The organism is Pseudomonas sp. Mn2068, assembly GCF_049319725.1.
Classification (GTDB): Bacteria; Pseudomonadota; Gammaproteobacteria; order Pseudomonadales; family Pseudomonadaceae; genus Aquipseudomonas; species Aquipseudomonas gingeri.
Window position 1 is genome coordinate 239,221 of the sequence record NZ_JBMOUG010000003.1, and the last position, 26,030, is coordinate 265,250.

20 protein-coding genes are annotated in these 26,030 nt (G+C 64.5%); 10 read left to right on the top strand and 10 right to left on the bottom strand.

What is annotated here, in order from left to right; translation table 11 throughout:
* Nucleotides 1-46: 46 nt before the first annotated feature.
* Genes ACL9RJ_RS09080 through ACL9RJ_RS09105 form a run of 6 tightly spaced genes read right to left on the bottom strand, consistent with a single transcriptional unit; the run spans nt 47 to nt 7,430 of the window.
* A complete protein-coding gene (locus ACL9RJ_RS09080) occupies nt 47-1,057 on the bottom strand; it encodes a chemotaxis response regulator protein-glutamate methylesterase (protein ID WP_177108772.1) in 1,011 nt (336 codons plus the stop codon).
* Nucleotides 1,054-3,342, bottom strand: a complete 2,289-nt coding sequence (locus ACL9RJ_RS09085; protein ID WP_212810616.1) for a hybrid sensor histidine kinase/response regulator — start codon at nt 3,340-3,342, stop codon at nt 1,054-1,056. Before ACL9RJ_RS09085 ends, ACL9RJ_RS09080 begins: the two co-directional genes overlap by 4 nt.
* Nucleotides 3,339-4,022, bottom strand: a complete 684-nt coding sequence (locus ACL9RJ_RS09090; protein ID WP_212810615.1) for a chemotaxis protein CheW — start codon at nt 4,020-4,022, stop codon at nt 3,339-3,341. Before ACL9RJ_RS09090 ends, ACL9RJ_RS09085 begins: the two co-directional genes overlap by 4 nt.
* A complete protein-coding gene (locus ACL9RJ_RS09095; protein ID WP_212810614.1) occupies nt 4,019-5,293 on the bottom strand; it encodes a CheR family methyltransferase in 1,275 nt (424 codons plus the stop codon). Before ACL9RJ_RS09095 ends, ACL9RJ_RS09090 begins: the two co-directional genes overlap by 4 nt.
* Nucleotides 5,290-5,808, bottom strand: coding sequence for a chemotaxis protein CheW (locus ACL9RJ_RS09100; protein ID WP_422765153.1), 519 nt, complete (start codon nt 5,806-5,808; stop codon nt 5,290-5,292). The genes ACL9RJ_RS09095 and ACL9RJ_RS09100 overlap by 4 nt, the downstream gene beginning before the upstream one ends.
* Entirely contained in the window at nt 5,808-7,430 is a 1,623-nt protein-coding gene (locus ACL9RJ_RS09105; protein ID WP_177085684.1) for a methyl-accepting chemotaxis protein, read from the bottom strand. Before ACL9RJ_RS09105 ends, ACL9RJ_RS09100 begins: the two co-directional genes overlap by 1 nt.
* A gap of 235 nt (nt 7,431-7,665) precedes the next feature.
* Here ACL9RJ_RS09105 and ACL9RJ_RS09110 point away from each other — a divergent pair, with 235 nt between their 5' ends.
* Nucleotides 7,666-9,327: a diguanylate cyclase domain-containing protein gene (locus ACL9RJ_RS09110; RefSeq protein ID WP_212810613.1), complete on the top strand. Its 1,662-nt coding sequence runs from the start codon at nt 7,666-7,668 to the stop codon at nt 9,325-9,327.
* Nucleotides 9,328-9,459: 132 nt separating this feature from the next.
* On the opposite strand, the gene ACL9RJ_RS09115 is transcribed toward ACL9RJ_RS09110, so the two are convergent.
* On the bottom strand, nt 9,460-10,179 hold the full coding sequence (locus ACL9RJ_RS09115; RefSeq protein WP_177085672.1) for a tellurite resistance TerB family protein: 720 nt from the start codon (nt 10,177-10,179) through the stop codon (nt 9,460-9,462).
* Between the two features lie 198 nt (nt 10,180-10,377).
* Here ACL9RJ_RS09115 and ACL9RJ_RS09120 point away from each other — a divergent pair, with 198 nt between their 5' ends.
* The 9 genes from ACL9RJ_RS09120 to ACL9RJ_RS09160 all read left to right on the top strand — a co-directional run bounded on the left by ACL9RJ_RS09120 (nt 10,378) and on the right by ACL9RJ_RS09160 (nt 22,606).
* On the top strand, nt 10,378-11,292 hold the full coding sequence (locus tag ACL9RJ_RS09120; protein ID WP_017127074.1) for a LysR family transcriptional regulator: 915 nt from the start codon (nt 10,378-10,380) through the stop codon (nt 11,290-11,292).
* 107 nt (nt 11,293-11,399) lie between these two features.
* On the top strand, nt 11,400-12,890 hold the full coding sequence (locus ACL9RJ_RS09125; RefSeq protein WP_177085670.1) for a gamma-aminobutyraldehyde dehydrogenase: 1,491 nt from the start codon (nt 11,400-11,402) through the stop codon (nt 12,888-12,890).
* An 86-nt stretch (nt 12,891-12,976) separates the two neighbouring features.
* Nucleotides 12,977-14,128 carry a putative ABC transporter substrate-binding protein YdcS gene (gene ydcS, locus ACL9RJ_RS09130; RefSeq protein ID WP_017127072.1) on the top strand — a complete coding sequence of 384 codons (1,152 nt, stop codon included), beginning with the start codon at nt 12,977-12,979 and terminating at the stop codon, nt 14,126-14,128.
* A gap of 666 nt (nt 14,129-14,794) precedes the next feature.
* Entirely contained in the window at nt 14,795-15,820 is a 1,026-nt protein-coding gene (locus ACL9RJ_RS09135) for an ABC transporter ATP-binding protein (protein WP_422765154.1), read from the top strand.
* 1 nt (nt 15,821) lies between these two features.
* Nucleotides 15,822-16,769 carry an ABC transporter permease gene (locus ACL9RJ_RS09140; protein ID WP_017124036.1) on the top strand — a complete coding sequence of 316 codons (948 nt, stop codon included), beginning with the start codon at nt 15,822-15,824 and terminating at the stop codon, nt 16,767-16,769.
* Complete coding sequence (locus ACL9RJ_RS09145) at nt 16,759-17,583, top strand: ABC transporter permease (protein WP_017124037.1); 825 nt, start codon at nt 16,759-16,761, stop codon at nt 17,581-17,583. Before ACL9RJ_RS09140 ends, ACL9RJ_RS09145 begins: the two co-directional genes overlap by 11 nt.
* Nucleotides 17,584-17,669: 86 nt before the next feature.
* Complete coding sequence (locus ACL9RJ_RS09150; RefSeq protein WP_017124038.1) at nt 17,670-19,094, top strand: gamma-aminobutyraldehyde dehydrogenase; 1,425 nt, start codon at nt 17,670-17,672, stop codon at nt 19,092-19,094.
* Nucleotides 19,095-19,195: 101 nt separating this feature from the next.
* Nucleotides 19,196-20,677 (top strand): APC family permease, encoded by a 1,482-nt coding sequence (locus ACL9RJ_RS09155; RefSeq protein WP_017124039.1) that lies wholly within the window; start codon nt 19,196-19,198, stop codon nt 20,675-20,677.
* Nucleotides 20,678-20,743: 66 nt separating this feature from the next.
* Nucleotides 20,744-22,606: an NAD(P)/FAD-dependent oxidoreductase gene (locus ACL9RJ_RS09160; RefSeq protein WP_017124040.1), complete on the top strand. Its 1,863-nt coding sequence runs from the start codon at nt 20,744-20,746 to the stop codon at nt 22,604-22,606.
* Nucleotides 22,607-22,642: 36 nt separating this feature from the next.
* Here the strand turns inward: ACL9RJ_RS09160 and ACL9RJ_RS09165 are convergent, their stop codons facing one another.
* From ACL9RJ_RS09165 to recJ, 3 genes are all read right to left on the bottom strand, one after another.
* Nucleotides 22,643-22,834, bottom strand: a complete 192-nt coding sequence (locus ACL9RJ_RS09165; protein ID WP_017124041.1) for a hypothetical protein — start codon at nt 22,832-22,834, stop codon at nt 22,643-22,645.
* Nucleotides 22,835-23,021: 187 nt separating this feature from the next.
* On the bottom strand, nt 23,022-24,128 hold the full coding sequence (locus ACL9RJ_RS09170) for an NADH:flavin oxidoreductase/NADH oxidase (RefSeq protein ID WP_177085662.1): 1,107 nt from the start codon (nt 24,126-24,128) through the stop codon (nt 23,022-23,024).
* A gap of 185 nt (nt 24,129-24,313) precedes the next feature.
* A complete protein-coding gene (recJ, locus tag ACL9RJ_RS09175) occupies nt 24,314-26,023 on the bottom strand; it encodes a single-stranded-DNA-specific exonuclease RecJ (RefSeq protein WP_177119356.1) in 1,710 nt (569 codons plus the stop codon).
* Nucleotides 26,024-26,030 lie beyond the last annotated feature (7 nt).

Sequence of the window (26,030 nt, forward strand, 5' to 3'; positions counted from 1 at the left end):
GTCACCTGCATTACTGCGTTCAAGCCAGGCGGGCTGGTTGCAAGGTTCATGTGGGGAAGATCTCCAGCAAACGTGGCGAGATCCTGTTCAGTGAGCGAATTTCCACGGCGGCGTCGATGGCGGCAGCTGCCTTGGGCATGCCATACACCGCACTGCTCGCCTGGTCCTGGGCAATCGTCAGATAGCCTCGCTCACGCATCAATTTCAGTCCCTGGGCACCATCGCGGCCCATGCCGGTGAGCAGCACGCCCACCGCGTCGCCCTTCCAGTAGCTGGCGACACTTTCGAAAAACACATCGATGGAGGGACGATAGATTTCATTCACCGGCTCGGCGGTATAGGCCAGGGTGCCGTCCTGCAACAGCCGGATATGGTGATTGGTGCCGGCGAGCAGCACAGTACCACTTTGCGGCGCCTCGCCCTCTCGGGCCAGCCGGACGGGCAGTCCGCAGGCCGTGCTGAGCCATTCGGCCATGCCGGCGGCGAATACCTGGTCCACGTGCTGGACCAGCACGATCGCCGCCGGAAAGTTGACCGGCAACCCTTTGAGCAAGGTTTCCAGGGCCGCCGGACCACCGGCCGAAGAACCGATGGCCACCAGTTTCTGCCGCGAGCCATTGTCCCGACCGGGAGTCGCAGCGCTGCGCACCCGGCTGCCACGCTGGCCGATCAGCCAGCCGATATTGAGGATCTTGCGCAACAGCGGCGCGGCGGCCCCCTTGGGGTTGGCCCCGCCGATGGCCGGTGTGTCGACCACATCCAGCGCGCCATGGCCCATGGCCTCGAAGACGCGGTGGACGTTCTGCTGGCGGTCGACGGTGACGATGACGATCGCGCACGGCGACTCGGCCATGATCCGGCGCGTGGCCTCGACACCGTCCATGACCGGCATGATCAGGTCCATCAGGATCAGGTCCGGAGTGTCTTCGGCGCAGAGCTTCACCGCCTCGGCGCCATTGCTCGCCACCCAGACCAACTGGTGTGCCGGCTCGAACGCCAGGGCGCGGCGCAGGGCCTCGACCGCCATGGGCATGTCATTGACGATTGCGATCCTCATCCCTGGGCGCCTCCAATCAGCTCTACCACCGCGTCGAGCAACGCGTCGTCATGGAAGCTGGCCTTGGCAAGATAATAGTCGGCCCCGGCGTCCAGTCCACGCCGACGGTCTTCTTCACGATCCTTGTAGGACACCACCATCACCGGCAGCGATTGCAGGCGATTGTCTCGACGCAACAGTGTGACCAATTCAATCCCGTCCATGCGCGGCATATCGATATCGGTAATCAGCAGGTCGAAGTCTTCGGCACGCAGGGCGTTCCAGCCGTCCATGCCATCCACCGCGACCGCCACCTCGTAACCCCGGTTGAGCAGCAGCTTGCGTTGCAGTTCGCGTACGGTCAGGGAATCATCGACCACCAGGATGCGCTTGCGCGCGGCCTCGTTGGCCTGGCGATTACGCCGGTCGATACGTTCCAGGCGCCCGGTATTGAGCAGTTTTTCCACCGAGCGCAGCATGTCCTCGACATCGACGATCAGCACCGCCGAACCGTCGTCGAGCAAGGCGCCGGCGGAGATGTCCTGGACCTTGCCCAGGCGTGGGTCGAGCGGCAGCACCACCAGGGTACGTTCGCCGATAAAACGCTCGACCGCCACCCCGTAGACCGCATCGCGCTCGCGGATCACCACCACCTTGAGGCTCTCGCCCACGTGTTCGCTGGCCGGGCGCTGCAACAACTGGCTGGCCGCCACCAGGCCGACATGCCGGCCTTCGTGCCAGAAGTGCTGGCGACCTTCCAGTTGCACGATCTCCTCCGGTTCGAGGTCGCGCATCCGCTCGATATGCGCCAGCGGGAAGGCGTAGGCTTCGCCGCCGACCTCCACCACCAGGCTGCGCACCACCGACAGGGTCAACGGCACTTCCAGGTGGAAACGACTGCCCTGCCCGGTCGTCTGCTCCAGCGCCACCGCACCGTGCAGTTGCCGGACCATATGCTGCACGGCATCCAGGCCGACGCCGCGCCCGGAGACTTCGGTCACCTTGTCCCGCAGGCTGAAGCCCGGCAGGAACAGGAAGGTCAGCAATTCCTCCTCGCTGAGTTGCGCGGCGGTCTCGGCCGGCGACAACTGGCGTTCGACGATATTGCGGCGCAGGCGCTCCAGGTCCACTCCGCCGCCGTCGTCGCTCAGTTGCAGTACCAGGAGACCGGCCTGGTGCGAGGCACGCAAGCGGATCAGGCCTTCGGCGGGCTTGCCGGCCAGCAACCGCTGCTCCGGACTTTCGATACCGTGATCGACCGCGTTGCGCAGCAGGTGGGTCAGCGGCGCCTCGAGCTTTTCCAGGACATCGCGGTCGACCTGGGTCTTCTCGCCCTCGATCTCCAGCCGCACCTGTTTACCCAGGCTGCGCCCGAGGTCGCGGACCATGCGTACCTGTCCGTTGAGCACGTCGGCGAAGGGTCGCATGCGACAGGCCAGGGCGGTGTCATAGAGCACCTGGGCACGCTGGCTGGCCTGCCAGCCGAACTCGTCGAGCTCGACGGTCTGGGCGGTGAGCATCTGTTGCGATTCGGCGAGCAGGCGCCGGGCATCGGCCAGGGCCTCCTCGGCTTCCAGGCTCAGGCCCACGCTCTTCAGATGGTCGTTGAGCGTGTCCAGGGCCCGCAGGCCGTTGCTCTGCATGCGCCGCAAGCGTTGCAGGGTGGCCAGGTACGGCTTGAGCCGCTGGGTTTCCACCAGGGATTTGCTCGACAGGTCGAGCAGGCTGTTCAAGCGTTCGGCGGTGACCCGCAACACCCGCTCGCCCCCCTCGGTGGTGACGCGCCGGCCTGGCACGATGGCTTCGGGCTCGACCGTGGTCGGCAACGGTTCGGGTTCCGGCACCACGACCGGCGCAAGCGGCGGCTCAACCGCGGCGGGCGCAACGGTCGGCGCGACGCGGGCACCCGGGGCCGCCGGGTCGAGCAAGGCGTTCATCAACTGGACATAGGCCTCGACATCCAGCGGCCCGACATTGGCGCTGCCCGGCGTGGCGATGCGCATGAGCATGTCGGTGCCCTGCAGCAAGGCATCGATATGTTCCGGCTGCAGGTACAAGCGCCCTTCCTGGGCGCTGACCAGGCAATCCTCCATCACATGGGACACGCTCACCCCGGCGTCGACCCCGACAATCCGCGCCGCGCCCTTGAGCGAGTGGGCGGCGCGCATGCAGGCTTCAAGCTGGTCGGCCTGGGTCGGGTTACGCTCCAGCGCCAGCAGGCCGGCGCTGAGGACCTGGGTCTGGGCCTCGGCCTCCAGGCTGAACAGCTCCATCAATGAGGAGTCACGCATTTGATCGGGGGTCATGTGAGGCTCCGGGTCACTGCCGACAGCAATTGCTCTTCATCCAGCCAGCGCAGGCTGCGCCCCCTGAACGGCAGGACGCCCCGGGTATACCTGGCGCTGGCCTGGGGCCCGGCGGCGGACGCCTTGTCGAGCAGGCGCTGGTCGATGGCATGAATCCCGTCGACTTCATCCACCGGCACCACCACCGGCCCACCCTGGGCACCGATGATCAACATGCGCGGCATGACCCGGCCGCTGGAAGTGACCGGGACATTCGCTTCCAGCCCCAGCAGCTCCACCAGCGACAGGCAGGCCACCAGCGCCCCACGCACATTGGCAACGCCGAGCAGGGCCCGCGAACGCTGGTGCGGCAGGGAATGGATCGGCTGCAACGGTGCCACCTCGACCAGGCAGCGCGTGGCCAGGCCCAGCCATTCCTCCCCGAGGCGGAACATCAGCAGCGAACGGGTGGCGATCTCCTCGCCCGCGGCCACCGTCGCCTGTTGGTGATGTTCCTGCTGCAGGGCATAACGGTCCAGCAGACGCGTGGCGGCGGCGGAATACACTGAGCAGTTGCGGCAATGGATATGGTCCGCCAGCAGCGGACAGGACTTGTCGCCGTGGATACCGATGCGGTTCCAGCAATCGTCGATGACTTCGGCGTCTTCATGGGTCAGGTTCAGGGCTGTCAGACCGCTCATCGTTCACGCTCACTGTCAGGGGCACGCCCACTACGGGCGGCGCGGTCCTGCAATCGCCGGGCACCGGCCACATCGCCCCGGGACGCCAGCAAGGCGGCCAGGTGGGCCAGGGCCTCGGGATGTTGCGGTTCAAGGTACAACGCCTTGCGGTAGAAGCCCTGTGCCTCCAGCGCGCTGCCGGCGACATCGCTGAGCAGGCCGAGCCAGTAGAACACCTGGGCCACCGGTTCATGTTGCTTCAGATAGCTTTCGCAAGCCTCACGAGCCTCGTTGCTGCGGCCTTCATTGGCCAGGTCGGCAATTCGCGCGAGCAGGGCCGTGGCGTCGTTCGAGGGTGCAGCCGCGGGGGCTGGCATGGCCGGCGCGGCGACCATGAAGGGTCGAGGACGCACCTTCGCCACGGCGGCGATGCCTGGCGGCGCACGGACCGGCAGCGGCGGCGGTGGCACAAAAGACGGTGCTGGCGCGGGCTCGATCGCCTCCTGCCGCCGGAATGCAAACGACTGCGGGATACCGATGGAGCGCATGCCCATGCGGCCCAGCAGATTGCCCTCGGCCGGACCGATGAACAGCACGCCGTCGGCATGGGTCAGGCGCTTGAGGATCTCGAACACCTGTTTCTGGGTGTCCAGGTCGAAATAGATCAGCAGGTTGCGGCAGAACACGAAGTCATACACTTCGCCGACCAACAGGCCCGGATCCAGCAGGTTGCCGGCGCGCAAGCGCACCTGTTCGCGCACCCGCTCGCTGATCAGGTAGCCGTCGTTCTGCGCGGTGAAGTGCTGCTCGCGAAACCCGATGTCCTGCCCACGAAACGAGTTCTTGCCATACACCCCCCGCCGGGCGCGCTCCACCGACAACGGGCTGACATCCATGCCGTCCACCTTGAACTGATGCGGCGCCAGGCCGGCATCGAGCAAGGCCATGGCAATCGAATAGGGTTCTTCGCCGGTGGAGCACGGCAGGCTGAGGATCTTCAGCGCGCGCATGCCGCGACGTTGCGCCAGCAGTTCATGGGCCAGGCGGGCCAGGGTCGAGAAAGATTCCGGGTAACGGAAAAACCAGGTTTCCGGAACGATCACCGCCTCGATCAGCGCCTGCTGCTCATCGGCGGAGCCTTGCAGGCGGCTCCAGTATTCATCGGCGGTGGCCGCCTGCAACTGGCTGCAACGCTGGCGTAAGGCCCGTTCGATAATGGCCGGGCCGACCGAGGCGACATCCAGGCCGATGCGCTCCTTGAGAAAATCGAAGAAGCGCTGGTCACTGCTCATTGCAGACCCTCGGCAGCTTCGGGAAACAGCAGTTGGCGAACTTCGCCACTGAGCAGCTCGTTGACGCAGATGCGTTGTACCAGGCCCTGTTCGTCTTCGCGCACCGGCCCCAGGTAGGGAGCCTGGCGATTGTCCAGGCCATAGGGCTGGAAGTCCGCCGGATTGCAGCGCAGGGTATCGGTCGCCTGTTCGAGCACCAGGCCGAGCAGGTGTCCGTCGCCCTCGGGCCAAGGCCGGTAATGCACCAGCACCAGCCGCGTGCTGGTGCGGGCAGCGGCGGGTTGGCCGAAGGTCATGGCACTGACGTCGATCACCGGGACCATCAGCCCGCGGTGGGCAAACACCCCCGCGACCCAGCCCGGCGCATGGGCGATCGCCTTGAGTTGCAGGCGCGGCAACACCTCCGCCACCTCGACAGCCTCCAGCGCATAGCGCTCGCCGCCAATGCGAAAGACCAGGAACAGGCTGTTCCTGGACGGCGCGCTGGCGACGCGCTTAGCCACCAACTCGCTCATCAGACTTTGAAACGCGAAACGCCGCTGCGCAGACCCACCGCGACCTGGCTCAATTCATCGATGGCGAAGCTGGCCTGACGCAGGGACTCGACGGTCTGGCTGCTGGCATCGCCCAGTTGCACCAGCGCGTGGTTGATCTGCTCGGCGCCGGTGGCCTGGGCCTGCATGCCCTCGTTGACCATCAGCACGCGCGGCGCCAGGGCCTGGACCTGGTGAATGATCTGCGACAACTGCTCGCCGACCTGTTGCACCTCGAACATGCCACGCCGCACTTCTTCGGAGAACTTGTCCATGCCCATGACCCCGGCGGACACCGCCGACTGGATTTCCCGGACCATCTGCTCGATGTCGTAGGTGGCCACGGCGGTCTGGTCGGCCAGGCGCCGCACTTCGGTGGCGACCACGGCGAAACCGCGCCCGTACTCCCCGGCCTTCTCGGCCTCGATCGCGGCATTGAGGGACAACAGGTTGGTCTGGTCGGCGACCTTGACGATGGTCACCACCACCTGGTTGATATTGCCCGCCTTCTCGTTGAGGATCGCCAGCTTGGAGTTCACCAGGTCGGCGGCGCCCATCACCGAATGCATGGTTTCTTCCATCCGCGCCAGGCCTTGCTGGCCGGAACCGGCAAGCACCGACGCCTGGTCGGCGGCGGAGGACACTTCGGTCATGGTGCGCACCAGATCGCGGGAAGTCGCGGCGATCTCCCGCGACGTCGCACCGATCTCGGTGGTGGTGGCCGCGGTTTCGGTCGCCGTGGCCTGCTGCTGCTTGGAGGTGGCGGCGATCTCGGTGACCGACGTGGTGACCTGGACCGACGAGCGCTGGGCCTGGGACACCAGGGCGGTGAGTTCGGTCATCATGTCGTTGAAGCCGGTTTCCACCGCGCCGAACTCATCCTTGCGCGCCAGGTTCAAGCGGCTGCTGAGATCGCCGGTGCGCATGATCTCGAGGATGTCGACGATGCGCTGCATCGGCGCCATGATCGCGCGCATCAGCAGCAAACCACAGAACCCGGCGGCCAGCACCGCGATCAGCAGGGAAACGCCCATGCTGATCTTCGCCGCCGAGACCGCCTCGGTAATCGAATCGGTGGCGTGATCGGCCACATCCTTGTTCTGGGTGATGATGTCATTGAGCTGTTTGCGCCCGTCCATCCAGGCCGGACTCATCTGCGTGTTGAACTGGCGGATCGCCTCGTCGTTCTGCTTGTGCTGGTAGAGATCGAGCACAGTGGCCAGGGTCTTGTTGTAGACCTCGTGTTCACGCTTGAAGACATCGAACGCCGCCTGGTCTTCGCTGGTATTGATGGTCTTCTGATAGGCGTCGATCTGTGCCAGCAAACGGTTGGCGAAGTTCTTGTACTGCTCCTGGTCAGCCGGACTGATCACGCCGTCGGCACTGAACCCCAGCAACTGCTGGGTCAGCACATAGCTGTCGACCCAGGCACTGCGAATCATGGTGCTGTAGTAGACGCCGGGAATCGCGTCGGTCCGCACGCTCTCTTCACTGGACTCGATCGACAACAACCGGGAATAAGAAGCGACAACCATCAACAACATGATCGCGATGATTACCGCAAAACTCGCCAGTATTCGTTGGCGCAAAGTCCAGTTCTTCACAGTCAGTCCTCAAGAGCCATTCAAATGGAAGGCAGTATAGCCGAGGGTGTGCCATCATTTATGCACGGGTTACGGCTTGGATTACAAACAAAGGGAATATAGCCGACAGTCTACGTCTACCCTGACTAAGGTACTTGCCGATACTACATACAGAAGCTGCCAGTCTTAGTTAGAAGCAAATTGCCACTAGTCATGGCAATCATCATATAACCCTTACGGCCCAGGAACCTAGTTCATGCCCGTTCTGTCCAGCCTGCGCAGCCGTTTTGCGCTACTCATCGCGTTGTTGGTCGGTCTGCTGAGCTGGTTGCTGGGTTCTTTCATCAGTCACGACTCCAGCGTGCGGATGCGTGGCGAGATCGGCCAGGACCTGGCTGAAGTCTCCTACCAGATGTCCGACCGGCTGGACCGGGCCATGGCCAACCGCATTCATCTGCTGAGTGTCATCAGTCGCCTGAATGTCCTGCAGCAGCCCCGCGACCTGACACAAGTCCGCCAGTTACTCGAACACCTGCAACAGGAATTCCCGGACATTGCCTGGCTGGGCATGCTCGATACCCAGGGCCGGGTACGGGCCGCGACCGGCGGCATTCTCCAGGACAGCAACATCAGCGAGCGCCCGGTGTTCAGCCAGGGCCGCGACCACCTGTTCGTCGGCGACGTCCACGACGCCGTGCTGCTCTCCAGGCTGCTGCCCAATCCCAGCGGCGAAACGCTGAAATTCGTCGATATCAGCCTGCCGATCTTCAATGGCGAAAGTGGCGAGGCCCGACAGAACATCGGCGTGCTGGCCGCGCATCTTTCCTGGACCTGGGCCGAAGGCATGCGCCAATCGGCGATGGCGCCCATCAAGGCGCGGCGCAATGTCGAGTTTTTTCTCGTGGCTTCCGATCACCGGGTATTGCTCGGGCCGCGCGACAGCATCGGCCAGCCACTGGAACTGCCGCTGCTGAAAGGCCTCGACAGACAGCAGCCGCGTTGGGGCGTGCAACGCTGGCCGGATGGCAACGACTACCTGACCGGCGTGGCCCTGAGTCGCGGCCATGACCACTACGAAGGCCTGGGCTGGACCGTGATCACCCGTCAGACACTCGAGGAAGCCTATGCCCCGGCCAAGGAGCTGCAGCGTGACATCCTGGTCTGGGGCGTTGCCCTGGCGGTGATCATCGCCTTTGTCGGCTGGCTGCTGGCGACCTGGTTCACCCGGCCGCTGCAGGCCATCGCCAAGGCCGCGGACCGCCTGAGTGTCGGCGAATCGATGGAGATCCCGGAGATCAGGGGCACCCGGGAAATCGCCCAGTTGAGCCAGTCGATCCGGCATCTGGTGGACAGCCTGAGCAACCAGCAGACCGCCCTGGGGATGATGGAAAGCCTGGCGCACCACGATGCGCTGACGGGGCTGCCCAACCGCGCGGCCCTGGAGAAGTACCTGCCACGGGCGCAGCAACGCAGCCAGTCACAAAACAACTGCCTGGCACTGCTGTATCTGGACCTGGACGGGTTCAAGCCGATCAACGACCAGTTCGGTCATGCCGGCGGCGACGAGTTGTTGAGAGAGGTCGCCGGCCGCCTGCGCGCCTGCCTGCGCGAGGGCGACATGGTCGCGCGCCTCGGCGGCGACGAGTTCCTGATGGTGCTGCAAGTGCCGCGCAACGATGCGCTGAACCAGGCCCGGGCCATTGCCAACCGCGTGCTCGTCAGCCTCGGTCAGTCGATCATGCTGCACAAGGTTGCGGCGCGGATCGGTTGCAGCATCGGCGGGGCGGTCTGGCCCCTCGACAACCCGGACCTGAGCGATGTGCTCGGGTTGGCCGACCAGGCCCTGTACCGGGCCAAGCATGCGGGCAAGGGACAGGCGCACTTTCACCAGTCGGAAGAGGTGTCGCCGGGCCTCTAGCGCCCGGCTCCCGGACCGCTTCGCGGGCAAGCCCGCTCCCACAAGTCCTGAGCCGTACGCGGGCCCTCGTTTCGACTCGATCACTGTGGGAGCGGGCTTGCCCGCGAAGAGGCCGGCAGCCCTCCCACCCTTTCAGAGCGAAGCCTGGCGCACCTGCCGCTCCAGTTCCAGTTTCAGCCCCGGCTCCAGCCGCAACTGCCGCGACAGCTCATCCAGATACGCCTTCTCCATGAAGTTCTCTTCGTCCACCAGCAGCACGCTGGCGATATACATTTCCGCGGCCATCTCCGGCGTGCTCGCGGCCCGGGCGACATCGGCCGGATCCAGCGGCTTGTTCAACTCGGCGTGCAACCACTGTTGCAACTCCCGGTCGTTGCCCAGCTTGCTGAACTCGCCTTCGATCAACTCCCGCTCACGGGCATCGACATGCCCATCGGCCTTGGCCGCCGCCACCAGCGCCTTGAGAATTGCCTGGCTGTGCTGTTCGACCTGCGCCGGCGGCAGGCGATCGAGGGTCTGCGGCTCGCCCCGGGGCGCACTCGCCTGCTGCGCCTGCCAGTTGCCATAGGCCTTGTAGGCCAGCACGCCCAGTGCCGCCAGGCCACCGTAGGTCAGCGCCTTGCCGCCGAACTGGCGGGCCTTCTTGTTACCGAGCAGCAGGCCCATGGCGCCCGCCGCCAACGCCCCGCCACCGGCCCCGGAAAGCAGGCTGCCCAGGCCGCCGGAGCCACCGCCGAGCAGACTGCCGAGCGCCCCCTTGTCAGCGGACTTGTCCTGTTTGCCCCCGGCCTGATTCTGCAACAGGTCCTGGCCGGACTTGAGTAACTGGTCGAGCAACCCACGGGTATTCATCGGCAGACTCCGTAAATGGCGAATAGACCCACAGAGTAAAACGCTCCGTCATACGGTGGTCGGCGAGAGTGCTTCCAGATGTTGCGCGGCTTTTGCCTGAATCCTGACTCACCGATCAAGCCATCGATTAAAAAGATATACACTGGTGTGCATCCATAAAAACAACTCGCCGAAGTAACCGGCAAGGGTATTTCTCCCATGATGACCCTGCGTCAGATCCGACACTTTATCGCCGTGGCCGAGACCGGCTCGATCTCGGCCGCCGCCCAGGCGGTGTTCATTTCCCAGTCGACCCTGACCCTGGCGATCCAGCAGCTTGAGCAGGAGATCGGCGTCAGCCTGTTCAACCGTCACGCCAAGGGCATGACCCTGACCCACCAGGGCCACCAGTTCCTGCGCCAGGCGCACCTGATCCTGGCCACGGTCGACAATGCCAAGCGCAGCCTGCAACAGAGCACCGACCAGGTCGCCGGGCAATTGACCGTCGGCGTGACCAGCCTGGTGGCCGGTTACTACCTGGCCGACCTGCTGACCCGCTTCCAGCGTGCCTACCCCAATGTGGAAATCCGCGTGATGGAAGACGAGCGGCCGTATATCGAGCACTTGCTGGTCAGCGGTGAAATCGACGTCGGCGTGCTGATCCTCTCCAACCTGGAAGACCGCCATGCCCTGCAGACCGAGGTTCTCACCCACTCGCCGCACCGCCTCTGGCTGCCGGCCCAGCATCCCTTGCTGGAACACGACAGCATCAACCTCGCCGATGTCGCCCGCGAACCGCTGATCCAGCTCAACGTCGACGAGATGGACCGCAATGCCCAGCGCATGTGGCGCGGTGCCGGCCTGCAACCGCGGATCAGCCTGCGCACCGCTTCCACCGAAGCGGTGCGCAGTCTGGTGGCCGCCGGCCTGGGCCTGTCGATCCAGCCGGACATGACCTACCGCCCCTGGTCCCTGGAAGGCGACATCATCGAAGCCCGCTCCCTCGCCGACCTGAGCCAGACCCTGGACGTTGGCCTGGCCTGGCGCCGCGGCACCGCGCGACCGACCCTGGTGGACCCGTTCCTGACCGTCGCCCGCGAACAACCCCATGGCGGGCGCAAGCCATCTATTTAATCGAACGCTGCTTTCAGTATTTAGTATTTGTCGACCTCTCGTCCGGCCTCTAGTCTCTTGCCATCCATATAGAGAAAGGCCGGACTCCAGCTGCAAGGGAAGTTCCAATGGCCACACAAGAAAAGAGAACTCGCAAAATGGCTGGCGCGCACCCGACCCCGCTGTTCACCTCGCTGCTGATCGACGGTGAACTCGTTGCCGGCCTTGGTTTCGTGGAACCGATCCTCAACCCGGCCACCGGCGAGGTGCTCACGCATATCGCCGAAGCCAGCACCGAACAGGTCGAAAGCGCCATCCTCGCCGCCCACCGGGCCTTTGCCGGCTGGTCGCGCACCACGCCGCAGCAACGCTCGAACATCCTCCTGGCCATCGCCGACGCGGTGGAGAAAAACGCCGACCTGCTGGCTCGCCTGGAATCGCTGAACTGCGGCAAGCCGCTGCACCTGGCCCGCCAGGATGACCTCAGCGCGACCGTCGACGTGTTCCGCTTCTTCGCCGGGGCCGTGCGCTGCCAGACCGGGCAACTGTCCGGCGAGTACCTGCCGGGCTATACCAGCATGGTCCGCCGCGACCCGATTGGCGTGGTCGCCTCCATCGCGCCGTGGAACTACCCGATCATGATGGCCGCATGGAAAATCGCCCCGGCCCTGGCCGCCGGCAACACCCTGGTATTCAAGCCCTCAGAACACACGCCGCTGTCGATCCTGGCCCTCGCCCCGGCGCTGGCCGAGTTGTTGCCGGCGGGCGTGATCAATATCGTCTGCGGTGGCGGCGAAGGGGTCGGCAGCCATCTGGTCAGCCATCCGAAGGTGCGCATGGTGTCGCTGACCGGCGATATCGTCACCGGCCAGAAGATCCTCCAGGCCGCTGCGAAAAGCGTGAAGCGCACCCACCTGGAACTGGGCGGCAAGGCTCCGGTGATCGTCTGCGACGACGCGGATATCCAGGCCGTGGTCGAAGGCGTGCGCAACTACGGTTACTACAACGCCGGCCAGGACTGCACCGCCGCCTGCCGGATCTACGCCCAGGCCGGGATCCACGACAAATTGGTGGCCGAACTCGGCGCTGCCGTCAGCAGCCTGCGCTTTGCCGGTAAACGCGACGCCGACAACGAGATCGGCCCGCTGATCAGTACCCGCCAGCGCGACCGCGTCGCCAGTTTCGTCGAGCGGGCCCTCGGCCAGCCGCACATCGAGCGCGTCACCGGTGCCGCCGTGCACTCCGGCGCCGGCTTCTATTACCAGCCCACCCTGCTCGCCGGCTGCCGGCAGAGCGACGAGATCGTCCAGCGCGAAGTCTTCGGACCGGTGGTCACCGTGACCCGCTTCGACGAACTGAGCCAGGCGGTGGACTGGGCCAACGATTCGGAATACGGCCTGGCCTCGTCGGTCTGGACCCAGAACCTGGATAAAGCGATGCAGGTCGCCTCGCGCCTGCAGTACGGCTGCACCTGGATCAACAGCCATTTCATGCTGGTCAGCGAAATGCCCCACGGCGGCCTGAAACGCTCCGGCTACGGCAAGGACCTGTCCAGCGATTCGCTCCAGGACTACAGCGTGGTGCGCCATATCATGGCGCGCCACGGCCAGCATCTGTAACACGCACTACGCTAACAAGAAGCCACAACCGGCATGTAATACCCGTTCGACTGCCCCGACCATAATTAAAGTAGAGGGAAACCCCCATGTTCGCGCACAAGACCGCACTGCTCAGTGCACTCACCACCGCCTTGCTGGCCAGCGCCAGTCTCCAGGCCGCCGAACCGCTGAAAGCTGTCGGTGCCGGCGAAGGCCAACTCGATATCGTCGCCTGGCCGGGCTATATCGAACGGGGTGAAAGCGACAAGGCCTATGACTGGGTCACCGGTTTCGAAAAGGAAACCGGCTGCAAGGTCAGTGTGAAGACCGCCGCCACCTCCGATGAGATGGTCAGCCTGATGGCCAAGGGCGGCTACGACCTGGTCACCGCTTCGGGCGACGCGTCGCTGCGCCTGATCGTCGGCAAGCGGGTGCAGCCGATCAACCCCGAGTTGATCCCGAACTGGAAGAACCTCGACCCGCGCCTCAAGGATGCGCCGTGGTACGTGGTCAACAAGCAGACCTACGGCACTCCCTACCAGTGGGGCCCGAACGTGCTGATGTACAACACCAGCGTGTTCAAGCAGGCCCCGACCAGCTGGGCGGTGATCTTCGACGCGCAGAACCTGCCGGACGGCAAGCCGAACAAGGGCCGCGTACAGGCCTATGACGGCCCGATCTATATCGCCGACGCGGCGCTGTACCTCAAGTCCGCCAAGCCGGAACTGGGGATCCAGAACCCCTATGAACTGACCGAGACCCAGTACAAGGCGGTCCTCGACCTGTTGCGCGCGCAGCAGCCGCTGATCCATCGCTACTGGCACGACGCGACCGTGCAGATGAGTGACTTCAAGAACGAAGGCGTCGCCGCCTCCAGCTCCTGGGGCTACATGGTCAACGGCCTGCAGGCCGACAAGCAGCCGGTGGCCTCGACCATTCCCAAGGAAGGCGTCACCGGTTGGGCCGACACCACCATGTTGCATGCCGATGCCAAGCACCCCAACTGCGCCTACAAGTGGATGGACTGGTCGCTGCAACCCAAGGTCCAGGGTGACGTAGCGGCCTGGTTCGGTTCCCTGCCGGCGGTTCCCGCGGCGTGCAAGGGCAGCGAGCTGCTCGGCGCCGAAGGCTGCAAGACTAACGGCTTCGACTCCTTCGACAAGATCGCCTTCTGGAAAACCCCGCAGGCCGAGGGCGGCAAGTTCGTGCCGTACAGCCGCTGGACCCAGGACTACATTGCGATCATGGGCGGTCGCTAACCCCCTGGGAGCTGGCTTGCCAGCGATGAGGCCCATGAGCCTTGCATCGCCCATCCGGACGCCATCGCCGGCAAGCCGGCTCCTACAAGGGATCTGTGTCGAATACCGGGTTTGCGTACGACACCCCCCCTGTAGGAGCTGGCTTGCCAGCGATGAGGCCCGTGAGCCTTGCAGCGTCCATCCGGACGCCATCGCCAGCAAGCCGGCTCCTACAAGGGATCTGTGTCGAATACCGGGTTTGAGTACGACACAAACCCTGTAGGAGCTGGCTTGCCAGCGATGAGGACCATGAGCCTTGCAGCGTCCATCCGGACGCCATCGCCAGCAAGCCGGCTCCTACAAGGGATCTGTGTCGCACAACGAGCTTGCATACGACACAACCCCTGTAGGAGCTGGCTTGCCAGCGATGAGGACCATGAGCCTTGCAGCGTCCATCCGGACGCCATCGCCAGCAAGCCGGCTCCTACAAGGAGCCCGTGTCGCACAACGAGCTTGCGTACGACACAACCCCTGTAGGAGCTGGCTTGCCAGCGATGAGGCCCGTGAGCCTTGCAGCGTCCGAACAGGCGGCGCAGTGCCAGCCAGATCGCTGTTCACCGTTTCAGATTTTTCAGAAGTCCAGGCCAGGCCGCTGCAACGGCCCTCGCCTTTTTGGAGCACCGCATCATGACGCTTGCAGTCCAGTTCACCCACGTTTCCCGTCAGTTCGGCGAAGTGAAAGCCGTTGACCGGGTTTCCATCGATATCCAGGACGGCGAGTTCTTTTCCATGCTCGGCCCTTCCGGCTCGGGCAAGACCACCTGCCTGCGCCTGATCGCCGGCTTCGAACAACCCAGCGCCGGTTCGATCCGCATCCACGGCGAAGAAGCCGCCGGGCTGCCGCCCTACCAGCGTGACGTGAACACCGTGTTCCAGGATTACGCGCTGTTCCCCCATATGAACGTGCGCGACAACGTCGCCTACGGCCTGAAAGTCAAGGGCGTCGGCAAGAGCGAACGCCTGGCGCGCGCTGAAGAAGCCCTGGGCATGGTCGCCCTCGGCGGCTATGGCGAGCGCAAGCCGGTGCAGTTGTCCGGCGGCCAGCGCCAGCGCGTGGCCCTGGCCCGTGCCCTGGTCAATCGCCCACGGGTGCTGCTGCTCGACGAGCCCCTCGGCGCCCTGGACCTCAAGCTGCGCGAGCAGATGCAGGGCGAACTGAAGAAGTTGCAACGCCAGTTGGGCATCACCTTTATCTTCGTCACCCATGACCAGACCGAAGCGCTGTCGATGTCCGACCGCGTCGCGGTGTTCAACAAGGGCCGCATCGAGCAGGTCGACACCCCACGCAACCTCTACATGAAACCGGCCACCACCTTCGTCGCCGAATTCGTCGGCACCTCCAACGTGATTCGCGGCGAGTTGGCCAGGCGGTTGAGCGGCAGCGACCTGCCCTTCTCGATTCGCCCGGAACATGTGCGTTTCGCCGAAGGCCCGGCACAAGGCCACGAAGTCGAAGTCAGCGGCCTGCTGCACGATATCCAGTACCAGGGCAGCGCCACCCGCTATGAGCTGAAGCTGGAGAACGGCCAGACCCTGAATATCAGCCAGGCCAACACCCAGTGGCTGGACACCAGCGCCCAGCACCAGACCGGCCAGCGCATCACCGCGCGCTGGGCACGGGAAGCCATGACCGTGCTGGCGAGCGAGGTGTGACATGAGCACTCTGGCCCTGACACCCACGACGGCAAGCCCGTCGCTGATGCGACGGTTCTCCAACCTGCTCTACCGCCGTCCCAACTTCTACCTGGCGCTGCTGCTGGTGCCGCCACTGATCTGGTTCGGCGCGATCTATCTCGGCTCGCTGCTGACCCTGCTCTGGCAAGGCTTCTACACCTTCGACGATTTCACCATGGCGGTCACTCCGGACCTGACCCTGGCGAACTTCGCCGCGCTGTTCAACCCGTCGAACTTCGACATCATCGTGCGCACCCTGAGCATGGCGGTGGTGGTGTCGATCGCCTCCGGGATCGTCGCCTTTCCCATCGCCTACTACATGGCGCGCTACACCACCGGCAAGACCAAGGCGTTCTTCTACATCGCGGTGATGATGCCGATGTGGGCCAGCTACATCGTCAAGGCCTATGCCTGGACCCTGCTACTGGCCAAGGGCGGCGTCGCCCAGTGGTTTGTCCAGCACCTGGGACTGGAACCGCTGCTGCAATTCGTCCTGGGTATCCCCGGGGTCGGCGGCAGCACCCTGTCGACCTCGCACCTGGGCCGCTTCATGGTGTTCGTCTATATCTGGCTGCCGTTCATGATCCTGCCGATCCAGGCGTCCCTGGAGCGCCTGCCGCCGTCCCTGCTGCAAGCCTCCGCCGACCTCGGGGCGAAGCCGCGCCAGACCTTCATGCAGGTGATCCTGCCGCTGTCGATCCCGGGCATTGCCGCCGGCTCCATCTTCACCTTCTCGCTGACCCTGGGCGACTTTATTGTGCCGCAATTGATCGGTCCGCCCGGCTACTTCGTCGGCAGCATGGTCTACGCCCAGCAGGGGGCCATCGGCAACATGCCGATGGCAGCCGCCTTCACCCTGGTGCCGATCGTGCTGATCGCCGTCTACCTGTCCATCGTCAAACGCCTGGGGGCCTTCGATGCACTCTGACTCTTCATCCCAAGGGCGGGCTTCCCTGGGCCTGCGTATCGCCGCGTGGGGCGGGCTGGTGTTCCTGCACTTCCCGATCCTGATCATCTTCATGTACGCCTTCAACACCGAGGACGCGGCCTTCAGCTTCCCGCCCCAGGGCTTCACCCTGAAGTGGTTCAGCGTGGCCTTCGCCCGTCCGGACGTGCTGGAAGCGATCAAGCTGTCGTTGCAGATCGCCGCCATCGCCACCCTGATCGCCATGGTACTCGGCACCCTGGCCTCGGCCGCGCTGTATCGCCGCGACTTCTTCGGCAAGCAGGGCATTTCGCTGATGCTGATCCTGCCGATTGCCCTGCCGGGGATCATCACCGGGATCGCCTTGCTGGCGACCTTCAAGACGCTGGGGATCGAGCCGGGGATGTTCACCATCATCGTCGGCCACGCGACCTTCTGCGTGGTGATCGTCTACAACAACGTCATCGCCCGGCTGCGGCGCACCTCCCACAGCCTGATCGAAGCCTCGATGGACCTCGGTGCCGATGGCTGGCAGACCTTCCGCTACATCGTCCTGCCGAACCTCGGCTCGGCGCTGCTGGCCGGCGGCATGCTGGCGTTCGCCCTGTCGTTCGACGAGATCATTGTCACCACCTTTACCGCCGGGCATGAACGCACCCTGCCGATCTGGCTGCTCAACCAGCTCAGCCGACCGCGGGACGTACCGGTCACCAACGTGGTCGCCATGCTGGTGATGATGGTCACCATGCTGCCGATCCTCGGCGCCTACTACCTGACCCGCGGCGGTGAAAGCGTGGCCGGCAGTGGCGGTAAATAACCCTTTCAACAAGTGGCCGCCCGAGCCCGCTCCCACAAGGGACAGGCGGCCGCCGGACAACCCGATTGAGTCATGAGGACATAACCATGCAAACCAAACTGCTGATCAACGGTCAACTCGTCGCTGGCGAAGGCCCTGCGCAACCCGTGTTCAATCCGGCCCTGGGCCGTGTGCTGGTGGAAATCAACGAAGCCAGCGAAGCCCAGGTCGACGCCGCCGTGCGCGCCGCCGATGCCGCTTTCGACAGCTGGTCGCAGACCGCGCCGAAAGACCGCTCGCTGTTGCTGCTCAAGCTCGCCGATGCCATCGAGGCCCACGGCGCGGAACTGGCCAGGCTGGAATCGGACAACTGCGGCAAGCCGCTGAGCGCGGCGCTCAACGATGAAATCCCGGCGATTGCCGATGTGTTCCGTTTCTTCGCCGGCGCCAGCCGCTGCATGAACGGTTCGGCCGGCGGCGAATACCTGCCGGGGCACACCTCGATGATCCGCCGCGACCCGGTGGGCGTGATCGCCTCCATCGCGCCGTGGAACTATCCGCTGATGATGGTCGCCTGGAAAATCGCCCCGGCCCTGGCCGCCGGCAACACCGTGGTGCTCAAGCCGTCGGAGCAGACCCCGCTGACCGCGTTGCGCCTGGCCGAACTGGCGGCGGAGATATTCCCCGCCGGCGTGCTCAACCTGGTGTTCGGGCGCGGCCCGACCGTCGGCAGCCCGTTGGTGACCCATCCGAAAGTGCGGATGGTGTCGCTGACCGGCTCCATTGCCACCGGCTCGAACATCATTTCCAGCACCGCCGACAGCGTCAAGCGCATGCACATGGAACTGGGCGGCAAAGCCCCGGTGATCATCTTCGACGACGCCGATATCGACGCCGCCGTGGAAGGCATCCGCACCTTCGGTTTCTACAACGCCGGCCAGGATTGCACCGCGGCCTGCCGCGTATACGCCCAGGCCGGTATCTACGAGAAGTTCGTCGAGAAACTCGGCGCGGCCGTGAGCACCATCAAGTACGGCCTGCAGGATGATCCTTCCACCGAGCTGGGCCCACTGATCACCGCCCAGCACCGTGATCGTGTCGCCGGCTTTGTCGAGCGCGCCGTGGCGCAATCGCATATCCGCCTGGTGACCGGCGGCAAGGCCGTGGAAGGTAACGGTTTCTTCTTCGAACCGACGGTGCTGGCCGATGCCCAGCAGGACGACGAGATCGTCCGCCGCGAAGTGTTCGGCCCGGTGGTTTCGGTGACTCGCTTCAACGACGAGGCCCAGGTACTGGGCTGGGCCAACGATTCGGACTATGGCCTGGCGTCGTCGGTGTGGACCGCCGATGTCGGTCGCGCCCACCGCCTGGCGGCCCGCCTGCAATACGGCTGCACCTGGGTCAACACCCACTTCATGCTGGTCAGCGAGATGCCCCACGGCGGTCAGAAGCTGTCCGGCTATGGCAAGGACATGTCCATGTACGGCCTGGAGGACTACACCACCGTACGCCATGTGATGTTCAAGCACTAAGCACAACTCCACTACAAAAATACCGAACCGGGACGGGCCGTCATGGCCCGGCCACGGTTTCGGACATCCGAAATCTGCCGATTTTCTGGAGCCACACCGCCATGAGTGCACAACCCCACCTCGGCGCAGATGCCGACAGCGATGCCGAACAGCTGCGCAAACTGGGCTACACCTCGAACTTCAACCGCAGCATGAGCCTGTGGGAAAACTTCGCCCTGGGCTTTACCTACCTCTCGCCGGTGGTCGGCGTCTACACCCTGTTCGGCCTGTGCCTGGCCGCCGGCGGCCCGCCGATGTTCTGGGCCTACCTGCTGGTCGGCTGCGGGCAACTGCTGGTCTGCCTGATCTTCGGCGAAGTGGTTTCGCAGTTCCCGATCTCCGGGGGTGTCTATCCCTGGGCCCGGCGCCTGGTGGGTAAACGCTGGGCGTGGATGGTCGGCTGGATCTACTCCATCGCCCTGTGCGTGACCATCGCCGCCGTCGCGGTCGGTGCCGGTCCTTACCTCGCGGCCATGCTCGGTTTCGAGCCGAGCAACAACACCAATATCGTCATCGCCCTGGTCCTGACGCTGTTCGCCACCCTGGTCAACCTCAGCGGCACCAAGGTCCTGGCACGCATCGCCATGTTCGGTTTTCTCTGCGAACTGGTCGGCGCGGTGATCGTCGGCGTGTACCTGCTGGTGTTCGAACGCCACCAGCCCATCAGCGTACTGTTCAATACGTTCGATATCCGGGTCGACGGCTCCTACCTGCCGGCATTCCTCACCGCATCGCTGGCGGGCATGTTCCTCTACTACGGCTTCGAAGCCTGCGGCGACGTGGCCGAGGAAACCCCGAACCCGAGCAAGCAGATCCCGGTGGCCATGCGCATGACCATCTACATCGGCGGTATCGCGGCGATGTTCGCCTGCCTGGCGCTGATCCTCGCCGTACCGGACATGCAGGCGGTGATCAACGGCACCGACAAGGACCCGGTCACCACCATCCTCAACAATGCCTTCGGCAGCGTCGGCTCGAAAGTGGTGATGGGCGTGGTGATGATTTCCTTCATCTCCTGCGTCATCAGCCTGCAGGCCGCCGCCAGCCGCCTGCTGTACTCCTATGCCCGCGATGAAATGGTCATCGGCAGCAACCTGCTGAAGCGAATTTCACCGACCACCCAGGTGCCCGTGGCGGCCTTGTTCGTCTCCGGGGTCCTGCCGGCGCTGATCATCGCCCTCGGCTTCTTCCTGCAGGACGCGGTGGCGACCATCGTCAGCTTCGCGGCCATCGGCATCTACCTGGCCTTCCAGATGATAGTGCTTGCCGCCCTGTTCGCCCGCGCCCGCGGCTGGAAACCCAGCGGCAAGTTCACCCTGGGGGCCTGGGGCCTGCCGGTGAATATCGGCGCGCTGGTCTATGGCGTCGGCGCCATCGTCAACATGGCCTGGCCCCGTACGCCGGATGCGGCCTGGTACATCAACTACGCCATGGTCCTGAGCACCGCCATCGTCATCGGCCTGGGCCTGCTCTACATGTGGCTAGGCAAGCCCTACGACCGCGGCACCGCACCAGCCGGCGACGCCTGGAAAATCAGCCGGTAACGGCAGGCGCCCGGGCGGTGCACTGGCTGCCCGGGTCGTTCCAACAATAAAAAACAAGGATCTATCATGGATATCACCCGCCGCGACTTCCTCAACGGCGTCGCCATCACCATCGCCGCCGGCATGACCCCGCTGCAACTGCTCCAGGCCGCGCCCGACGGACGTTATTACCCACCGGCCCTGAGCGGCCTGCGGGGCAGCCACGTCGGCTCCTTCGAGGTCGCCCACCAGATGGGCTGGGAGAAAAAGGTCTTCGACACCGCGCACCTGCCCATTGCCGCAGAGTACGACCTGGTGGTGGTCGGCGGTGGCCTGAGCGGTTTGTCGGCGGCATGGTTCTACCGGGAGAAGCACCCCAAGGCACGTATCCTGATCCTGGAAAACCACGACGACTTCGGCGGTCACGCCAAGCGCAACGAATTCTCCGCCGGGGGCCGCATGATCCTCGGCTACGGCGGCAGCGAAGCCTTCCAGTCGCCGAACCATCTGTACAGCAAGCAGGTCAACGGCCTGCTGAAGAAGCTCGGGGTCGATATCAAGCGCTTCGAAACCGCCTTCGACCGGCCGTTCTATCCGGGCCTGGGCCTGTCCCGCGGGGTGTTCTTCGACAAGGAGAATTTCGGCGAGGACAAACTGGTGAGCGGCGACCCGACGCCGATGGTCGCCGACGATATCGCTCCGGAACAACTGAATGCCCGCCCTATCCGCGACTTCATCAACGATTTCCCGCTGCCCGAAGCGGATCGCCAGGCGCTGATCGAACTGCACCAGTCGCCCCGTGACTACCTGCCGGGCAAGAGCGCCACGGAGAAGGCCGAGCACCTGGCCGCCACCAGCTACCGCGACTTCCTGCTCAAGGACGTCGGCCTGTCGGAAAACGCGGTGAAATACTTCCAGAGCCGCACCAATGACTTCTCGGCCCTGAGCATCGACGCGGTGGCGGCGTTCGACGCCTACAACGTCGGTTTCCCCGGTTTCGGCGCGATGAATCTGGAGCCCATCAGCGAAGAATCCAGGGCGGAAATGGAAGAGCCGTACATCTACCATTTCCCGGACGGCAACGCGTCCCTGGCGCGCCTGCTGGTGCGCAGCCTGATTCCCTCGGTGGCGCCGGGGCACACCATGGACGACATCGTGCTGGCACCGTTCGACTACGCCCGCCTCGACCAGCCGAAGGCCCCGGTGCAACTGCGCCTGAACAGCACCGTGGTCAGTGTGCAAAATGTCGGCAAGGGCGTGAACATCGGCTACAGCCGCGCCGGCCAGCTGAGCCAGGTACGCGGCAAGCACTGCATCCTGGCCTGCTACAACATGATGATCCCCTATCTGCTGCGCGACCTGCCGGCGCCCCAGGCCCATGCCCTGAGCCAGAATGTGAAATTTCCGCTGGTGTACACCAAGGTGGTGATCCGCAACTGGCAGTCGTTCCAGAAACTCGGCGTGCACGAAATCTACGCGGCCACCCAGCCCTACAGCCGGATCAAGCTCGACTATCCGGTGAGCATGGGTGGCTACGAGCATCCGCGGGACCCGAGCCAGCCGATCGGCCTGCACATGGTCTACGTGCCGACCAGCCCGAACAGCGGCATGAACGCCCGCGACCAGGCACGGGCCGGACGCGGCAAGCTCTACGGCCAGACCTTCGAGCAACTCGAGGCGCAATTGCGCGACCAGTTGCAACGCATGCTCGGCCCGGGCGGCTTCAATCATGAAACCGATATCCTGGCAATCACCGTCAACCGCTGGTCCCACGGCTACGCGTACTTTTCCAACAGCCTGTTCGACGATGCCGACGAAAGCGAAAAACTGATGAAGCTGGCGCGCAAGCCGCTGGGCCGGGTCAGCATCGCCAACTCGGATGCGGCATGGAGCGCGTATGCCCATGCGGCGATAGACGAAGCCTGGCGAGCGGTGGGGGAATTGGGATAAGGCACTGCCTGGCCCCGCCCGGGATTCGGGCGGGGCTCAAAACCGCGAAACACTCCCCATCGCATTCAACAGGCAGTGCAACGCATTGCGATCCTCTGCCGACAAGCTTCGGTAATGCTCCACCAACTGCCGTTCGTCATCGCTGAGCCTGCGCACCCTGGCGCGAGGTGGTGTCCGGAATGCCCAGAGAAACAGCATGAATCCAAGAATGCTTCGTTCCTTTGACATGGACGACTTCCTTCTGTGACTGCACAGGAACCGTCTGGACAGACCGTCTCAGACATAGCCTAAGGGTAGGAAGAATCCGTAGCCTGCTAAGATCATTTCGGAATTTACAGAGGGAAAATCCTGCAATCCATAGAGAACCCGCCTTGTCGGCGGGTCTCGGTGTTTTCATGCAGGGCGCATCCCCTTCTCACTCACGTAGATCCGACTCGTGGATCGGCTGGTCGCGATGGGTGGCGCGCTGGTATTGCGCCGGCCAGATCGCCTTGCGACCGCCCAGGTCATCGTCGGCATGCAACGGCCAATACGGATCGCGCAACAGCTCGCGGGCCAGGAGAATGATGTCGGCCTGGCAGGTACGCAGGATATGTTCGGCCTGGGCCGGCTCGGTGATCAGCCCGACGGTGCCGGTGGCGATGCCGGACTCCTTGCGCACGCGCTCGGCGAATCGGGTCTGGTAGCCGGGGCCGGTGGGGATTTCCGCGTTGGCAGCGGTGCCACCCGAGGACACATCGATCAGGTCGACGCCAAGGTCTTTCAGGCGTCGTGCCAGTTCCACGGTTTCATCCGGGTTCCAGCCGTCTTCCACCCAGTCGGTGGCCGAGACGCGCACGAACAACGGCAACTCCTCGGGCCAGACCGCCCGCACCGCTTCGGTGACCTGCAGGACCAGGCGAATACGGTTTTCGAACGAGCCGCCGTACTGGTCACGCCGCTGATTGCTCAGGGGCGAGAGGAACTGGTGCAGCAGATAGCCGTGGGCAGCATGCACCTCGACCACCTTGAAGCCGGCAACCAGGGCGCGCTTGGCCGCCGCGACAAATGCCTCGATCACCTCGGCGATCTGCCCCTCATCCAGTTGCAGCGGTGGCGTGTGCTGCGGGTCGAAGGCAATCGGCGACGGTCCGACCGGTGTCCAGCCGCCATCCTCGGGCTTGACGCTACCATGCTTGCCGAGCCAGGGTCGATGGGTGCTGGCCTTGCGCCCGGCATGGGCCAGCTGGATCCCGGCGACGGCGCCCTGGGCCGTGACAAAGCGGGTAATGCGCTGCAGCGGTTCGATCTGTTCGTCATTCCACAGGCCCAGGTCCTGGGCGGTGATGCGGCCATCGGCGGTCACCGCCGTGGCTTCGGTAAAGATCAGTCCGGCGCCGCCGACCGCCCGGCTGCCGAGGTGGACCAGATGCCAGTCATTGGCCAGGCCATCGACGCTGGAGTACTGGCACATCGGCGAGACCGCGATGCGGTTCAGCAGGGTCAATTGGCGAAGGGTATAGGGTTCAAGCAGCAGACTCATGGGGCACCTCTCAAATCAAGTGGGCTGGCTCCAGGGTTCTGTGAGAACGTCGACGAGTGACAGGAAAAAGTGGGCGTCCGCCCCCCGGCGGATGGATAAGGAAGACAACGTCACAAGACCATTCAGACAGTGCTTAGAGCCTAGTCGACAATGACGGACGCCGGAGGGTTCAGCCGATTTAAAGCTCAGCGCGGTTCGATGTGGGCAATCATCAGTTGCACGCTTTCCTTGCCACGGAACTCGTTGAGATCGAGCTTGTAGGCCAGCTCGACCCAGTCGACCCGTGCGTTTGCCCAGATTTCCGGGTCGATGCCAAAGGCGATGCCATCGAGCTTCACCGAGCCACACTCGCTTTTCAGCACCACCTTCAGATGCCGCTCGCCGACGATGCGCTTTTCCACCAGCTGGAATACCCCGTGGAACAACGGTTCGGGGAAATGCTGGCCCCAGGGGCCGGCGTTGCGCAGGGCCCGCGCCAGTTCCAGGTTGAACTCTTCCAGGGCCAGCGTACCGTCGGTCTGCAAGCGTCCGGTCAGGTCTTCCTCGCTGAGCTGACGACGCACTTCGGCATCGAAGGCTTCGGCGAACAGCGGGAAGTTTTCCTGCGGCAGGCTCAGGCCGGCGGCCATGGCGTGGCCACCGTACTTGCCCATCAGGTCCGGGTGCTGCGCCGCCACCACGCTCAAGGCATCGCGAATATGGAACCCGGCGACCGAACGACCGGAGCCCTTGAGCATGCCGTCGCCGGCATCGGCGAAAGCGATGGTCGGGCGGTGATAACGCTCCTTCATCCGCGAGGCGAGAATACCGATCACCCCCTGGTGCCAGTCCGGATCGAACAGGCACAGGCCGAACGGCATCGACTCCACCGGCAAGTCCTTGAGCTGGGCCAGGGCTTCGCGCTGCATGCCCTGCTCGATGGACTTGCGGTCCTTGTTCATTTCATCCAGCTGGGTGGCCATTTCCAGCGCCAATACCGGGTCCTCGGCAAGCAGGCACTCGATGCCCAGGCTCATGTCATCCAGGCGCCCCGCCGCGTTCAGGCGTGGTCCGAGGATAAAGCCGAGGTCGGTGGAGGTCAGGCGCGAGTGATCGCGCTTGGCCACTTCGAGGATCGCCTTGAGCCCCGGCCGGGCCCGGCCGGCACGAATGCGTTCCAGGCCCTGGTGCACCAGGATCCGGTTGTTGGCGTCCAGGGGCACCACGTCGGCCACGCTGCCCAACGCCACCAGGTCGAGCAGTTCGCCGATATTCGGCTGCGGCTGGTTTTCATAACGTCCCAGACTGCGCAGGCGCGCGCGCAGGGCCATCAGCACATAGAAGATCACCCCGACCCCGGCCAGCGCCTTGCTCGGGAACTCGCAACCGGGCTGATTCGGATTGACGATGGCGTCGGCCGCCGGCAGTTCGTTGCCCGGCAAGTGGTGATCGGTCACCAGCACCTTCAGGCCGGCCGCCTTGGCCGCCAGCACACCTTCGATACTGGAGATGCCGTTGTCGACGGTGATCAGCAATTGCGGCTCGCGCTGCAACGCCACGGCAACGATTTCCGGGGTCAGGCCGTAGCCGTACTCGAAACGGTTCGGCACCAGGTAATCGACATGCGCCGCGCCCAGCAGGCGCAAGCCCAGCAAGCCCACGGTACTGGCGGTCGCGCCATCGGCGTCGAAGTCGCCGACGATCAGGATCCGCTGGCGCTGCTCCAGCGCCACCACCAGCAGGTCCACCGCGGCGTCGATCCCCTTGAGTTGCTGGAAGGGAATCAGGCGCGCCAGGCTTTTATCCAGTTCGGCAGCCGATTCGACACCCCGCGCCGCGTACAGGCGGGTCAGCAGTGGCGGCAGGTCGCCGAGAAAAGGCAGGGTGGCGGGCAGTGGACGGGGTTCGATACGCATGGCGTTG

What these genes read in the sequence shown, in the direction of transcription:
- ACL9RJ_RS09080 (WP_177108772.1), bottom strand. Translation starts at nt 1,057, where the DNA reads ATGAGGATCGCAATCGTCAATGACATGCCCATGGCGGTCGAGGCCCTG.
- ACL9RJ_RS09085 (WP_212810616.1), bottom strand. Translation starts at nt 3,342, where the DNA reads ATGACCCCCGATCAAATGCGTGACTCCTCATTGATGGAGCTGTTCAGC.
- ACL9RJ_RS09090 (WP_212810615.1), bottom strand. Translation starts at nt 4,022, where the DNA reads ATGAGCGGTCTGACAGCCCTGAACCTGACCCATGAAGACGCCGAAGTC.
- ACL9RJ_RS09095 (WP_212810614.1), bottom strand. Translation starts at nt 5,293, where the DNA reads ATGAGCAGTGACCAGCGCTTCTTCGATTTTCTCAAGGAGCGCATCGGC.
- ACL9RJ_RS09100 (WP_422765153.1), bottom strand. Translation starts at nt 5,808, where the DNA reads ATGAGCGAGTTGGTGGCTAAGCGCGTCGCCAGCGCGCCGTCCAGGAAC.
- ACL9RJ_RS09110 (WP_212810613.1), top strand. Translation starts at nt 7,666, where the DNA reads ATGCCCGTTCTGTCCAGCCTGCGCAGCCGTTTTGCGCTACTCATCGCG.
- ACL9RJ_RS09115 (WP_177085672.1), bottom strand. Translation starts at nt 10,179, where the DNA reads ATGAATACCCGTGGGTTGCTCGACCAGTTACTCAAGTCCGGCCAGGAC.
- ACL9RJ_RS09120 (WP_017127074.1), top strand. Translation starts at nt 10,378, where the DNA reads ATGATGACCCTGCGTCAGATCCGACACTTTATCGCCGTGGCCGAGACC.
- ACL9RJ_RS09125 (WP_177085670.1), top strand. Translation starts at nt 11,400, where the DNA reads ATGGCCACACAAGAAAAGAGAACTCGCAAAATGGCTGGCGCGCACCCG.
- ydcS (WP_017127072.1), top strand. Translation starts at nt 12,977, where the DNA reads ATGTTCGCGCACAAGACCGCACTGCTCAGTGCACTCACCACCGCCTTG.
- ACL9RJ_RS09135 (WP_422765154.1), top strand. Translation starts at nt 14,795, where the DNA reads ATGACGCTTGCAGTCCAGTTCACCCACGTTTCCCGTCAGTTCGGCGAA.
- ACL9RJ_RS09140 (WP_017124036.1), top strand. Translation starts at nt 15,822, where the DNA reads ATGAGCACTCTGGCCCTGACACCCACGACGGCAAGCCCGTCGCTGATG.
- ACL9RJ_RS09145 (WP_017124037.1), top strand. Translation starts at nt 16,759, where the DNA reads ATGCACTCTGACTCTTCATCCCAAGGGCGGGCTTCCCTGGGCCTGCGT.
- ACL9RJ_RS09150 (WP_017124038.1), top strand. Translation starts at nt 17,670, where the DNA reads ATGCAAACCAAACTGCTGATCAACGGTCAACTCGTCGCTGGCGAAGGC.
- ACL9RJ_RS09155 (WP_017124039.1), top strand. Translation starts at nt 19,196, where the DNA reads ATGAGTGCACAACCCCACCTCGGCGCAGATGCCGACAGCGATGCCGAA.
- ACL9RJ_RS09160 (WP_017124040.1), top strand. Translation starts at nt 20,744, where the DNA reads ATGGATATCACCCGCCGCGACTTCCTCAACGGCGTCGCCATCACCATC.
- ACL9RJ_RS09165 (WP_017124041.1), bottom strand. Translation starts at nt 22,834, where the DNA reads ATGTCAAAGGAACGAAGCATTCTTGGATTCATGCTGTTTCTCTGGGCA.
- ACL9RJ_RS09170 (WP_177085662.1), bottom strand. Translation starts at nt 24,128, where the DNA reads ATGAGTCTGCTGCTTGAACCCTATACCCTTCGCCAATTGACCCTGCTG.
- recJ (WP_177119356.1), bottom strand. Translation starts at nt 26,023, where the DNA reads ATGCGTATCGAACCCCGTCCACTGCCCGCCACCCTGCCTTTTCTCGGC.